The sequence below is a fragment of the Streptomyces sp. NPDC029164 genome, assembly GCF_055563995.1.
On sequence record NZ_JBVHWW010000004.1, the window covers coordinates 43,266 to 57,145 of the forward strand.

The window sequence follows — 13,880 nt, forward strand, 5'->3', positions numbered from 1 at the left end:
GCGCTGTCGGTGAACGACGGAGGGGGTGAGGCCCTCGCGGACCTCACCCCCTCACTGGTCGACCCGGGTCAGAGGACGATGTCGTATCCGGTCCAGCCGATACCGATCAGGGTGCTGCCGGTGCCGGTGAAGTCGTGGAGCTCCCCGGTACGGGTCACGCCGACTTGTTCCGGCTTGCCGTCGTTGTTGAGGTCGCCGGCGAACGGGCTCCATTCACCGTTCCACCAGCCCTCGCCGACGACGCTGGGGCTGCCGAGGCTGATGGAACCGTTGCTGGTGTTCGGGTAGAGGTAGAGCTTGCCGTTGTTGCGGTGCGCCAGAACGTCGATCTTGTTGTCGTTGTTCAGATCGGCGAACCGGAGGGTGGGCCAGTCCGCAGTCCACCAGCCGACGCCGATGGAGAACCGGCTGCTGAGGGCTTGGGTGCCGGTGCCGCCACCGTGGGGGTAGACCCACAGGTTGCCGCCGCCGTCACGGCCGATGACGTCCGTGCGGCCGTCGCCGTTCATGTCCCCGAAGCCGAGGTCCGGGTAGATGTTCCAGCCGGTACCGATCAGCACGGGGTTGTTGAGCGTGTTGGTCCCGGTCCTTCCGGTACCGGGGTACACCCACAGGTCCCCGAGATGGTTCCGCGCGACGATGTCGGTGTATCCGTCGTTGTTGAAATCGGTGGTGTACACGTTCGTCCAGTGGTCACGCCACCAGCCGTTGCCTGCGAGGTACCGGTCGCCGAGCGTTTTGGTGCCCGTACCGCCGGTGCCGGGATAGATCCAGAGGTGACCGTTGACATCGCGGACCGCCACGTCCGTGTAGCCGTCGCCGTTGTAGTCCGGCCGGCTCTGGGAGCCGCTGGTCCACAGGCTCTGCCCGGAGGCGCTGTAGACGACGAGCACGCCGCGGGGCTGCAGTACCGCATAGGAGTACGGAGTGCTCGTCTTGCTGCTCCACAGTTCCGTCTTGCCGTCGGCCGCGTAGACGGCGAAGTTGCCGTCACTCTGCATACGGGCCGTGGCGCCCGGGCTCTTGGTCCCGGTGGCCCACAGCTGCTTGTTGTCCTTGCTGAAGAGCACGAGGTTGCCGTCGGCCTGCATCAGCAGCTTGGAGTTGCCGCTGGAGAACTCCTGCCCCGACGCCAGTGTGGTGCCGCTGGGGATGCGGGCGCCCGGCACTCCGTCGATCTCGAAGCGGGGCGTGAAGGAGCCGACGGTGCTGCCGTCGGCGGAGAGCTTCCCCGGCCAGCCGACCATGGTGTTGTCGGCCTGACGGGCCCACAGGTCGGGGACACCGTCACCGTTGAGGTCGCCGGCGGAGCTGACCTGCGGGTAGCCGGCCTGCGTCACGCCGGAACCCACCCTGCTGCGCGTCTGAGTGCCCCACGTGGCCAGGTCGACCGCCTGACCCTCCTCCGGGCTCTTCTTTCCGTAGGTGCGCAAAATGTCGCCGTTGGCGTTGTCCCTCAGCCACAGGTCGGGCACGCCGTCCTTGTTGAGGTCACCCGGGGCGATGACCGAGTACTTGTCCCAGTCGGTGCCGCCGACCAGCACGGGTGCTTCGAGTGCGCCCCAGAGGGTGTTGTAGTAGGCCCAGAGCTTGTTTCCCTGCTTGACGAGGATGTCCGGAACCTTGTCGCCATTGAGGTCACCAGGGGTGATGATCTGCTCGGCGTCGGACCAGTGGTCGTCCTGGGGCCGGTCCGCGGTCTTCTCGGTGTGGTTGTCGACGGTGCCCTGGCCGTTGTTGTCGTAGACCCACAGCGTCTTACGGGTCATGCCGGCCTGCTGCTCGAGAGCGATCATGTCGTTGTAGCCGTCATCGTTCCAGTCACCCAAGGCTGCCACCTGCGAGCGGGCGAAGGAGTTGGCGGAGCTGACCGTTGCAGAGAACTTGCCGTTGCCCTGGCCGGTGTAGGTCAGGAGGCTGCCGAAGAGGTCGCTGCTCCAGATGTCGCGGAAGCCGTCGCCGTTGAGGTCGTGGGGCACGTCCACCGTTGCCGTGCGCGCCGCGTAGAACTGGTAAGCAGCGGTGTCGGACCGGTTACCGGCGGCGTCCTGGCTGAAGGCGTAGACGAAGTGCGGGCCCGCGCCGGGCGGGGTGAGCTTCGCGGTGAACGATGTGCCCGCGGCGACGGAGGTGCTCTTCACCTCCGGGTCCCAGTCGGTGTAGTAGCCGTACCAGGTGACGTCCTTGTCACCGTTGGCGGAGAGGACGAAGTCCCCTTCCTGACGGGCCTTGCCGGTGCCTTGGGGCCAGCCGTTCCTCCCATCGGGGAAGGCGGTGGAGGTGATCTTCGGTGCCTCCGCCGGACGGTTACGGTCCACGGTGAACTTGCACGTCTGGGCCCAGGCCGACTGCGCACCTTCCTGGTCGGTCGTACGCGCCTTCCAGGTGTAGATCCCGTCGGGGAGGGAAGCGTCGGGCACGTTCCAGGTCGCGACCTTGCCGTTGTTGGCCGGAACGTGCTGGCTGGCGACGGGGGCGCTCTGGCCGTCCCTGAAGATCTGGAACTCGGTGCTCAGGTTCCCCGAATCGCGGTCTGAGATCGTCGCGTTCACGCTGATGGTGGCATTACCGATCGAGCCGCCCTGGACGCAGGGCACCCAGGGAGAGGTCCCCAGGTCGGACGGCGTGTCCGGCGGATTGTTGTACTCGATCTCCAGCGTCATGGTCTTCGCGTCGAAACGCTTCCACTGGAACTCGTCGGTCTCGTCCGACGCGAACAGCCCCAGGGTCACGCTCGACCAGTGGTTGGCCGCGGACTGCTGCAGACGACTACGGCATGGTCGACTGGCAGTCGAGCACCGGTGACACCGCCAAGACCGGCGACGAGTCCTGCACCAGGACCACCTACGCACGCAACACCGCCACCTGGATCCTGGACCGGCAGAGCCACGTCGAAACCGTCGCGCTGCCCTGCGAAACCACCGGCACTCCGGCCGACGTCATCAGCGATACCCGGACCTACTTCGACAACGGCACGCTCGGCACCGTACCCGGCACGGGTCTGGTGACGAAGACCGAGAAGATCAACGGCAAGGGCGACGGCTACGACACCACGTCGAGCATCCCGTCCAACTGCGGTGCGACCAAGAACCAGCTCTGCTACGACATGTACGGCCGAGCGCTGGCGGCCGCCGACGCCTACGGAAAGGTCACCACCACCGCATATACGCCGGCCACCGGCGAGGTCCCGACCGCGATGACGGCGACCAACGCGCTGGGCCACACCGTCACCAGCCAGCTCGACCCGCTCCGCGGTCAGGCCACCAAGGTCACCGACCCCAACGGCAAGGTCGTCACGACGGCGTACGACGCCCTGGGCCGGGTGACGAAGGTCTGGGTCCCGAACTGGACCGCGGAGGCCAACCCGGACCTGCCGAGCCGGGTATTCGAGTACACCGTCCGCAACAGTGGTCCCAACGTCGTCACGTCCAAGACGCTGACCCACGACTACAAGTACTCCGTCGTCCACTCCATCCAGGACGGTCTGCTGCGCGAGCGCCAGACGCAGACCCAGTCGCCCGACCTGGCCGGCCGTCTGGTCACGGAGACCTTCTACGACACCCGCGGCCTGGCGTGGCGTTCCTCCGGTACGTACTACGCCGACGGCACTCCTTCGCCCGGTCTGGTCACGGGACAGGAGCTCAACTACCCGGCCTCCACCGACATCCTCTTCGACGGTGCCGGCCGCCCGACCGCGGTGATCGCCAAGAAGTTCGGCACCGAGACCAAGCGCACCACGACCAGCTACACCGGCGACACCACCACGGTCAGCCCGCCCCCGGGCGGCACCACGACCACCACCGTCGTCGACGCGCTGGGTCGCACGGTCGAGGCCAAGCAGTACACCGACCCGGCCCGAACCACCTCACAGTCGACCCTCTACACCTACAACAGGCTCGGCCAGCTGAGCCAGGTCACCGACCCAGGCAACGCCAAGTGGACGTACACCTACGATGTCCGCGGCCGTCAGGTCGAGGCGAACGACCCGGACAAGGGCGTCACCAAGACCGCCTACGACGCCGGTGACCGCGTCAGCGACGTCACCGACGCGCGCGGCGTCACCCTGCACACCGACTACGACGACCTCGGCCGTCCCGTCGCCACCAAGCAGGGCGCGACGACGCTGACCTCGTCCGTCTACGACACCGTGGCCAAGGGCCAGCCGGCCAAGTCCACGCGCTACGTCGACGGCAAGGCGTACACCTCGGAGGTCCTGGCCTACAACGACCTCTACCAGCCTCTCGAATCCCAGGTCACCGTCCCGTCCACCCCCGACACCGGCGCACTTGCCGGCACCTACAAGTGGACGAACACCTACAACATCGCCGGCCAGGTCCTCACGACCAAGCACCCGGCCATGGGCGGCCTCCCGGCCGAGACGGTCGGCAGCACCTACAAGACGGTCTCCGGCCTGCTGAACAACATGGGTGCCGGCAGCAGCCGCCTCGTCGCGGCGATGACCTACGACCACTACGGCCGCACGATCCGCCAGGAGCTGGGCGCGTCGGGCCAGCGCCTGTACCGGTCCCACGAGTTCGACGAGCACACCGGCGCTCTCACCCGCACCTACGCCGACCGGGACCTCGCCCCTCAGCGGATCGAGGACACCAAGTACACGAACGACCCCGTCGGCAACCTGACCGCCATCGCCACCGCCTACGGCCAGGACATCACTCGGACGACCGACACCCAGTGCGTCAACCTCGACGCACTGCGCCGCATCACCCAGGCCTGGACCAACAAGGGAGAGACCTGCGCGGCCACTCCGTCGGCGACCGTCATCGGTGGCGAGGACCCGTACTGGACCACGTACACCTACGACGCCGTCGGCAACCGCAAGACGGAGACCAAGCACAAGACCGCCTCGGGCCCGACCGCGGACACCGTCCGCACGTACGCGCCGTCGACCGCCGGGAAGCACGACCTGCCCAAGGTCGCCCAGACCGGCACCGACCCGCACGAGGAAACCTTCACCTACGACGCGGGCGGCAACACCAAGACCCGCAAGAGCGGCACCGGTGAAACCCAGTACCTCGACTGGGACGCGGAGGGACGCCTCAAGTCCCTCGTGCAGGGCACGTCCACCGACTCGTTCGTCTACGACGCGACCGGTAACCGCATCCTGCGCAAGGAGAAGGACGCCACCACCCTCTACCTGCCGTCCGGCAACGAGCTGAAGCTCGACAAGACGGGGACGCTCACCGGGACCCGCTACTACGGCGACGTCGCGATGCGCACGGGTGGCAAGCTCACCTTCACCCTCGCCGACCACCACAACACCAGCACCACGCAGATCACCGCCGACACGACCCAAACGGTCACCCGCCGCAAGACGGGCCTCTTCGGAGAAACGCGCGGCACCCAGCCGACGGCGTGGACCGGCGAGAAGACCTTCGTCGGAGGCACCAAGGACAACGACAGCGGCCTGACCCACATCGGCGCTCGCGAGTACGACCCCCTGATCGGCCGATTCATCTCCGTCGACCCGATCATGGACCTCAAGGACTCCCAGCAGCTCCACGGCTACACCTACGCCGCGAACAACCCCTTCACCTTCTCCGACCCTGACGGCCTCAAGTACTTCGAAGGTAACAACAGCGACCAGGGTTTCGAATCCAAGCCCCAAAGCGTCGTCCAAGCCGCGACCAAGTACAGCACGGGCTACGGCACGCTGTATTCCCGGCGCATCCAGCGTTGCGGCATGTACTGTGTACCGCCCAAACGCAAGCAGACAGGGCTCTACGTCAAGGCTCCCGGCGGTCGTAGCCAGCAGGAGATTGTGAGTCAGGCACTCCGCTTGGAGCAGGACTACCTCGGTCGCCAGACGTGGCCACTCAACTGGGTTCCGGAGGACGGGGCTAACGCAGAAGCGGACTCGCTGCACAAGCCGAATCTCGCGGAACGCGATACCTGTACGCACGATCCGGTGGAATGCTGGAAGGCCCGCGAGATAAAGCTGTGGGCTGAGAAGGAATCCACAGAGGAAAACAAGCGCACAGGGCTGAACAGCAACGCCTACCGGCACGCCCTGTGGCAGGCCAGGCTGACGCTCGAGCTCGGTGAGGATAGAGCAATCGTGTGGGCCGACGCCCATGAGGCATACCTGCAGGAGGGAGAGCGGCCTGATCAGTTGGCGGACCTTTACAACAACGTCCGTGGAAGGGAAATCGGCAACCGTGTCCTCGCGCGGGCGCTGGCTACCAAACTCCGGGTTGGTACCCCGCACTTCAATGCCCAAATCATCGAAGAGGCGAAGGCGTACGTGAAGTCGGGTGAATTCGCCCAACGTGCATTCTTCGAGTAGGGAGATCACGGTGACAGGTATGAGAAGGAGCGTTTGGTGAGCATTCGCCCGCGACGGCCCGCCTGGTGGTTCACAGGTGTGGCAGTGCTCTTCGTAGTTTTGCTGGCCGCCTTCCAGATAGACCTCGGCGAGGACCGCAGCGCCTCGCTCTCGGTCACCGATGTGGAGGGGACCTGGACGAGCACGAACGGCGGCCGTTTGACGGTCCGGCCTGACGGTTCCGCGGACCTGGAAAGGGTGACTCGGCCCGGGCCGGACTGCGGGCAGGTGGCCGGGGCAGCAGGTCGCGACTACACCGGGCCGGCGAAGTGGGTCTTCGACACCTATCCCGACGAGAGGCCGGGGATCAGGTTCGACTACCAGGGACCCTCCACTGGAAAGCCGTGCAAGGTCTACCTGGTGGTCGTGCCGCTCAAGGACGGTACGAAGGGGTTCCTCCCCCAGGACACGGACGGCGTTCGCTACGTGCGCTCGGCCGGGCCCGAGGACTGACCGCAAGGGTCGGGACGAGGTTCGAAGCCGCTCCCCCTCGACGTCACTCGCCCCTTCCGAGAAGAGGGCGCAACGAAGCCCCGGCCGGGATACCGGTCGGGGCTTTTCGGTGGCCGCCGTGCTATTCGCCCGGCAATCCCGCCGCGTTGAGCAGGTACGCCACCAGCGGGTCGTAGTGGCGGGGGTCGCGGACGTGGTCGTCCAGGGGGACGGCGACCTGGAGGGTGCCTTCGGCTTCGCCGAGGAAGAGGGCCGGGTCGTTGCAGTCCGCGTAGCCGACCGCGTCCAGGCCGCGCTGGGCCGCGCAGCCGGCCCAGCCGTGGTCGGCGACGACCAGGTCCGGCTGCGGGCGGTTCTCGGCCGTCAGGCCGTTCAGGATCGCGGCCATCGGCTCGGGCGAGTGGGTGTGCCACAGGGTGGCGCCGCGCTCCAGTACGGCGACGTCCGCGAACTGCCACACCGAGCCCTCGTCGGCCACCAGGCCCGACGGGATGACGACGATCTCGCAGCCCGCGGCGCGCAGGGCCGCCGCCGTGGCCCGGTGGACGTCCAGCAGCCCGCCCGGGTGGCCGGTGGCGAACAGCACGCTCTGCCGGTCCAGCGCCGCCTTGCGCAGCCGCGCCGCCAGCCGGTCCAGGCCGGCCACGGTCAGCTCCGGGTCGATGGTGTCCTGGCCGTACCGGAAGGCCGGGTCGTCCACGACCCCGCACCGCTCCGCCATCACGGCGAGGACGTCCTGCTCGTCCGTCCACCGGTCGCCCAGCTCCAGCCCGAGCCAGTAGTGCCGGTCGCCGTTGGCGAGCTTGCGGTAGTGGGAGAGGTTGTTCTCGCGCGGCGTCGCCACCTGCCCGGCGATCCGCGTACGGACCAGATGGTCGATGAGTTCGGCACGGCTCGGCGGCTCTATCGGCTTCGGCATACGGGCCATTCTGCCGCCGCCCGGGCGGAGGCGGCGCGTCCATTCCGGTCGGCGGACGCCCGGGGTCATGCCGACAGCGCCCCGAACGCCCCGTGCGCGAGGCGGCGCAGCAGCGATTCCGTCGCCTCCCGGCCCAGGGCCGCCAGGTGGGGGGTGGAGTTCAGCAGGCCGAAGACCGCGTGCACGGAGACGCGCACCTCGGCCTCGGCGACCTCCGGGTGCAGTTCCCGTACGACCTCCACCCACAGCTCCACGTACTGGCGCTGCAGCTGCCGTACGAGCTTGCGGTCGGCCTCCCGCAGCCGGTCGAGCTCCCGGTCGTGCAGCGTGATCAGCGCCCGGTCGTCGAGGGCGAAGTCGATGTGTCCGTCGATGAGGGACGACAGGACCCGCTCCGGGGCGCCCGCCGCCTCCGCCACCCGGTGTCGGCCGCCGGTCAGCAGCCGCTCGCTGATGCCGACGAGCAGCTCGGCGAGCATGGCGTCCTTGCCCGCGAAGTGCCGGTAGAGGCCGGGGCCGCTGATGCCCACCGCGGCGCCTATCTCGTCGACGCCGACACCGTGGAATCCGCGCGCGGCGAAGAGGCGGGCGGCCTCACTGAGGATCTGCTCGCGACGGGTGGGGGCGGCCGCTCTGGTGCTCATGGGAAACCATTCTAGACAGGGCCGTTAGCGCTCGTTAACCTAGGCCGTACATGCGTTAACGCTCATTAACAGCGTGCACCGAGCAAGGGAGCTCGACCGATGCAGCAGGCACCAGTGCTGACGAGCGCCGCGGACCCGGCGTCCGAGGCCTGGCGGACCAACGAGGCCGCCCACCGCGAGCTGACCGAGGGCCTGCGCGCCCGGCTCGACGCGGCCCGGCTCGGCGGCGGCGAGAAGGCCCGCGCCCGCCACACCGCCCGCGGGAAGCTCCTCCCCCGCGACCGCGTGGACACCCTCCTCGACCCCGGATCGCCCTTCCTGGAGCTGGCCCCGCTGGCCGCCGAGGGCATGTACGGGGGCGCCGCCCCCGCCGCCGGGGTCATCGCGGGCATCGGCCGGGTCAGCGGCCGCGAGTGCGTGATCGTCGCGAACGACGCCACCGTCAAGGGCGGCACGTACTACCCGATGACCGTCAAGAAGCACCTGCGCGCCCAGGAGGTGGCCCTGGAGAACCGTCTCCCCTGCCTCTACCTGGTCGACTCGGGCGGCGCCTTCCTCCCCATGCAGGACGAGGTCTTCCCCGACCGGGAGCACTTCGGCCGCATCTTCTACAACCAGGCGCGCATGTCGGGAGCCGGCATCCCGCAGATCGCCGCCGTCCTCGGCTCCTGCACGGCGGGCGGGGCGTACGTACCGGCCATGAGCGACGAGGCCGTCATCGTCCGCAACCAGGGCACGATCTTCCTCGGCGGGCCGCCGCTGGTGAAGGCCGCCACCGGCGAGGTGGTCACGGCGGAGGAGCTCGGCGGCGGCGAGGTCCACTCCCGGATCTCCGGCGTGACCGACCACCTCGCGGAGGACGACGCGCACGCGCTGCGGATCCTACGGAACATCGTGGCGACCCTCCCGGAGCGCGGGGCCCTGCCCTGGTCGGTCGAGGCTCCGGAGGAGCCCAAGGTGGACCCCTACGGGCTGTACGGCGCGGTCCCCGTCGACTCGCGCACCCCGTACGACGCCCGCGAGATCATCGCGCGGATCGTGGACGGGTCCCGCTTCCAGGAGTTCAAGTCCGAGTTCGGACAGACCCTGGTCACCGGCTTCGCCCGGATCCACGGACACCCGGTCGGGATCATCGCCAACAACGGCATCCTGTTCGCCGAATCCGCCCAGAAGGGCGCGCACTTCATCGAGCTGTGCGACCAGCGCGGGATCCCGCTCCTCTTCCTCCAGAACATCTCGGGCTTCATGGTCGGCAAGGACTACGAGGCGGGCGGCATCGCCAAGCACGGCGCCAAGATGGTGACGGCCGTGGCCTGCACCCGGGTGCCGAAGCTGACGGTGGTGGTCGGCGGCTCGTACGGCGCCGGCAACTACTCGATGTGCGGCCGGGCGTACTCGCCCCGCTTCCTGTGGATGTGGCCCAACGCCAAGATCTCCGTGATGGGCGGCGAGCAGGCGGCCTCGGTCCTCGCCACCGTCAAGCGCGATCAGATCGAGGGCGCGGGCCAGGAGTGGCCGGCCGAGGACGAGGAGGCCTTCAAGGCCCCGGTCCGCGCGCAGTACGAGGAGCAGGGCAACGCCTACTACGCCACGGCGCGGCTGTGGGACGACGGGGTCATCGACCCGATGGAGACCCGGCAGGTGCTGGGACTGGCCCTGACCGCGTGCGCGAACGCCCCGCTGGGCCAAAAGGATCAAACGCAGCCGGGCTTCGGCATCTTCCGTATGTGACGTGAGGACCTCACTGATGTTCAGCACTGTTCTGGTCGCGAACCGCGGCGAGATCGCGGTCCGGGTCATCCGCACGCTGCGGGAGCTCGGCATCCGCTCCGTGGCCGTCTTCAGCGACGCCGACGCGGACGCCCGGCACGTACGGGAGGCCGACACGGCCGTCCGGATCGGCCCGGCGGCGGCCGCCGAGAGCTACCTGTCGGTGGAGCGGCTCCTCGACGCCGCCCGGCGCACGGGCGCCGAGGCCGTCCACCCGGGCTACGGCTTCCTCGCCGAGAACGCGGCCTTCGCCCAGGCCTGCGCGGACGCCGGGCTGGCCTTCATCGGGCCGCCGGCCTCCGCCATCTCCCTGATGGGCGACAAGATCCGCGCGAAGGAGACGGTGAAGGCGGCGGGCGTGCCCGTGGTCCCCGGCTCCTCCGGAAGCGGCCTGACCGACGCCGAACTGGTCGCCGCCTCCCAGGAGATCGGCATGCCGGTACTGCTGAAGCCCTCGGCGGGCGGCGGCGGCAAGGGCATGCGGCTGGTACGCGACGAGGCGGTGCTGGCCGAGGAGATCGCGGCGGCCCGCCGCGAGGCGAAGTCCTCCTTCGGCGACGACACCCTGCTGGTGGAGCGGTGGATCGACCGCCCGCGGCACATCGAGATCCAGGTGCTGGCCGACGCCCACGGGAACGTGGTGCACCTCGGCGAGCGCGAGTGCTCGCTGCAGCGCCGGCACCAGAAGGTGATCGAGGAGGCGCCGTCGGTCCTGCTCGACGAGAAGACGCGGGCGGCGATGGGCGCGGCGGCGGTCGACGCGGCCCGCTCCTGCGGGTACGTCGGCGCGGGCACGGTGGAGTTCATCGTCCCGGGCGGAGACCCCTCCTCCTACTACTTCATGGAGATGAACACCCGCCTCCAGGTCGAGCACCCGGTGACGGAGCTGATCACCGGGCTGGACCTGGTGGAGCAGCAGCTCCGGGTGGCGGCGGGCGCCCCGCTGGGCTTCGACCAGTCCGGGGTGACGCTGACCGGGCACGCGATCGAGGCCCGCGTCTGCGCGGAGGACCCGGCGCGCGGGTTCCTGCCGTCCGGCGGCACCGTCCTGGCCCTCTCGGAGCCGGACGGCGGGGCCGTGCGCACGGACTCCGGGCTGACGGCGGGCGTGCCGGTGGGGTCGACGTACGACCCGATGCTGTCGAAGGTCATCGCGTACGGGCCGGACCGCGCCAGTGCGCTGCGCTTGCTGCGGGGGGCGCTGGCGGACACCGTGATCCTGGGCGTCCAAACGAACGCGGGCTTCCTGCGCCGCCTGCTGGCGCACCCGGACGTGGTCTCGGGCGACCTCGACACCGGGCTGGTGGAGCGCGACCTCACCGAGCTCCTCCCGGAGGGGGTCCCGGACGAGGTGTACATGGCTGCGGCGCTCCTGGCGCAGCCCCTGACGAAGCCCAGGCAGGAGGGATGGGTCGACCCGTTCGACGCCTCCGACGGCTGGCGCCTCGGCGGCACGCCGGCCTGGGCGGTGCACCACTTCCGGCTACCCGGCCAGGATCCGGTGCGGGTTCGTACTCGCCCCCTGGGGACGGACTCCGAGCTGCTCATCTCTGACTCGGCCGGGCCAAATCCAGCCCCGCCGGCGTTTGAGGCGCGGTGGGGGGGGGGGGGGGGGGGGGGGGGGGGGTGGAGGGGGGGGGGGGGGGGGAGGGGGACACACCCAACCCCGACGGAAACCCACGGAAATGGACCAGCCCCCTTACCCTCCCCCCCCCCCCCCCCCCCCCCCACCCCCCCCCCCCTCCCCCCCCCCCCTCCCCCCCCCCCCCCCCGCCCCCGCCGCCGCCCCCCCCCCCCGCGGCCGGACTCCTCGTACACGCCGTCCTCGCCCTGTCCCGCGCATCCGCGCATGCGCGGCCCTGACGGGACAGGGACGACCACCGACCTTCGGAGCCGCCGCCGAGGCGCTGTACCCGTACCCCGCCCCATCCACCCACCCGTCCGCAAGGAGAAACAGACATGACCGGCCAGCCAACCAACCAAGGGGTCACGCGATGAGGGTGCTGCTGATCGGAGCCAACGGATACCTCGGCCGCTACGTCGCCGACCGGCTGCTCGCCGACCCCGCCGTCCAGCTCACCGCGCTCGGCCGCGGCGACGACGCCGACGTCCGTTTCGACCTCGCCACCGGCAGCCCCGGCGCGCTCACCCGCTTCCTCGACGCCGTCCACCCGGGCGTCGTCATCAACTGCGCCGGCGCCACCCGGGGCGGGGCCCGGGAACTCACCCGGCACAACACCGTCGCCGTCGCCACGATCTGCGAGTCGCTGCGCCGCAGCGGCTGCGGGGCGCGGCTCGTCCAGCTCGGCTGCGCCGCCGAGTACGGGCCCAGCCAGCCCGGATCCTCCACGGCCGAGGACGCCGTGCCGAGACCCGGCGGGCCGTACGGCGTCAGCAAACTGGCCGCCACCGAGCTGGTGCTGGGCTCCGGCCTGGACGCCGTCGTCCTGCGGATCTTCTCGCCCGTCGGCCCCGGCACCCCCGCCGGATCCCCGCTCGGCCGGCTCGCCGAGGCCATGCGCCGCGCGATGCAGGCGGGCGACGGCGAGCTCAAGCTCAGCGGGCTCGGCGTGCAACGCGACTTCGTGGACGTACGGGACGTGGCGCGGGCCGTGCACGCCGCCTCCCTGTCCGCGGCTCAGGGCGTCGTCAACATCGGCACCGGCCGCGCGGTCCGGCTGCGCGACGCGGCCGCCGTCCTGGCCCGGGTCGCCGGGTACGGAGGCGCCCTGCACGAGCTGGACGTCCCGCACGGCGGATCCCCGCAGGGCCACCACCCGGGCCGGCCGGTCGGGCTCGCCTCCATCGGAGCCCCCCGCTCCGAGGCCACCGCGGAGCAGCTCTCCGGCGCGGCTCCCCAGCCGTACCCGTACCCCGACGGCTGCGGGGCCTGGCAGCAGGCGGACGTCCGTACCGCCCGCGACCGGCTCGGCTGGCGGCCCCGGATCAACCTGGAGGAATCCCTCGCGGACATCTGGATGGAGGCGGCGTGCCGCATCTGACCACACCGCCGGGGCCGGTGACCGCCGCCGCGGCCGAGGCCGGCCGCCTCGGCCTCGGCATCCCCGGCTACGCGCACCCCCTGCTCGCCCCCGTCGAGTGGGCCGAACTGACCCGCCCCGGCACCCCGTTGCACTGGGCCGTGCTCAACGTCACGGACGGCCCCGGCGGGCGGCCCGACCCGCACTGCACGGAAGCGGCGGCGAAGCTGCGCTGCGCGGGCGGCACGGTCCTCGGCCATCTCGCGATGCGGGACGGATCGCGGTCGTTCGGGGAGCTGGTCTCCGACGCCCACCGCTTCCGCGACTGGTACGGGGTCGGCGGCTTCTACCTCGCCGGGACCCCGGCCGACAAGGCGGACCTGGCCTCGGTGTGCCGGGTCGTCGAGACCCTGCGCGGTCTGGGGGAGGACCTGCGGATCGTGCTCGGGCACGGCACGCACCCGTACGAGGGCTACGCGGAGGCCGCCGACCAACTGGTCACCTTCTCCGGGCCGTGGGCCGACTACCGGTGGTCGCAGGTGGCGGAGTGGACCGCGGACCATCCGGCGGAGCGGTTCTGTCACCTGGTCCACGGGGTGCCGCGCACGCACCTGGAGGAGGCGATGCGGATCGCCCGCTGGCAGGGCGCGGGCACCATCTGGTTCACGGACCGGCGCGCGGTCGGCGACCGTGACCCGTGGGCCTCGATGCCCGGGTACTGGGACGAAATCGTCTCAAGAATTGGGACAGGTGTCTTGGAATGAAGACGG

Annotated in this window: 9 protein-coding genes; 6 read left to right on the top strand and 3 right to left on the bottom strand. The window is 70.2% G+C overall.

Features of this window, described 5'->3' with window-relative positions; all coding sequences use genetic code 11:
- Nucleotides 1–68 precede the first annotated feature (68 nt).
- Nucleotides 69–2,732 carry an FG-GAP-like repeat-containing protein gene (locus ACZ4VT_RS05585; protein ID WP_467946907.1) on the bottom strand — a complete coding sequence of 888 codons (2,664 nt, stop codon included), beginning with the start codon at nt 2,730–2,732 and terminating at the stop codon, nt 69–71.
- 44 nt (nt 2,733–2,776) lie between these two features.
- Here ACZ4VT_RS05585 and ACZ4VT_RS05590 point away from each other — a divergent pair, with 44 nt between their 5' ends.
- Both ACZ4VT_RS05590 and ACZ4VT_RS05595 read left to right on the top strand, forming a co-directional pair.
- Nucleotides 2,777–6,304 (top strand): RHS repeat domain-containing protein, encoded by a 3,528-nt coding sequence (locus tag ACZ4VT_RS05590; RefSeq protein WP_467946909.1) that lies wholly within the window; start codon nt 2,777–2,779, stop codon nt 6,302–6,304.
- A 36-nt stretch (nt 6,305–6,340) separates the two neighbouring features.
- Nucleotides 6,341–6,796, top strand: coding sequence for a hypothetical protein (locus ACZ4VT_RS05595; RefSeq protein ID WP_467946911.1), 456 nt, complete (start codon nt 6,341–6,343; stop codon nt 6,794–6,796).
- A 121-nt stretch (nt 6,797–6,917) separates the two neighbouring features.
- Here the strand turns inward: ACZ4VT_RS05595 and ACZ4VT_RS05600 are convergent, their stop codons facing one another.
- On the bottom strand, nt 6,918–7,724 hold the full coding sequence (locus tag ACZ4VT_RS05600) for a phosphatase (RefSeq protein WP_467946913.1): 807 nt from the start codon (nt 7,722–7,724) through the stop codon (nt 6,918–6,920).
- A gap of 56 nt (nt 7,725–7,780) precedes the next feature.
- A complete protein-coding gene (locus ACZ4VT_RS05605) occupies nt 7,781–8,359 on the bottom strand; it encodes an SACE_7040 family transcriptional regulator (protein WP_362808860.1) in 579 nt (192 codons plus the stop codon).
- A 99-nt stretch (nt 8,360–8,458) separates the two neighbouring features.
- On the opposite strand from ACZ4VT_RS05605, the gene ACZ4VT_RS05610 reads away from it, so the two are divergent.
- The 4 genes from ACZ4VT_RS05610 to ACZ4VT_RS05625 are packed head-to-tail and all read left to right on the top strand — an operon-like array spanning nt 8,459 to nt 13,874.
- Complete coding sequence (locus tag ACZ4VT_RS05610) at nt 8,459–10,090, top strand: carboxyl transferase domain-containing protein (protein WP_467946915.1); 1,632 nt, start codon at nt 8,459–8,461, stop codon at nt 10,088–10,090.
- A gap of 16 nt (nt 10,091–10,106) precedes the next feature.
- Nucleotides 10,107–12,092: an acetyl-CoA carboxylase biotin carboxylase subunit gene (locus tag ACZ4VT_RS05615; RefSeq protein ID WP_467946917.1), complete on the top strand. Its 1,986-nt coding sequence runs from the start codon at nt 10,107–10,109 to the stop codon at nt 12,090–12,092.
- A gap of 31 nt (nt 12,093–12,123) precedes the next feature.
- Complete coding sequence (locus tag ACZ4VT_RS05620; protein ID WP_467946919.1) at nt 12,124–13,131, top strand: NAD-dependent epimerase/dehydratase family protein; 1,008 nt, start codon at nt 12,124–12,126, stop codon at nt 13,129–13,131.
- Complete coding sequence (locus ACZ4VT_RS05625; protein WP_467946921.1) at nt 13,119–13,874, top strand: spherulation-specific family 4 protein; 756 nt, start codon at nt 13,119–13,121, stop codon at nt 13,872–13,874. The genes ACZ4VT_RS05620 and ACZ4VT_RS05625 overlap by 13 nt, the downstream gene beginning before the upstream one ends.
- Nucleotides 13,875–13,880 lie beyond the last annotated feature (6 nt).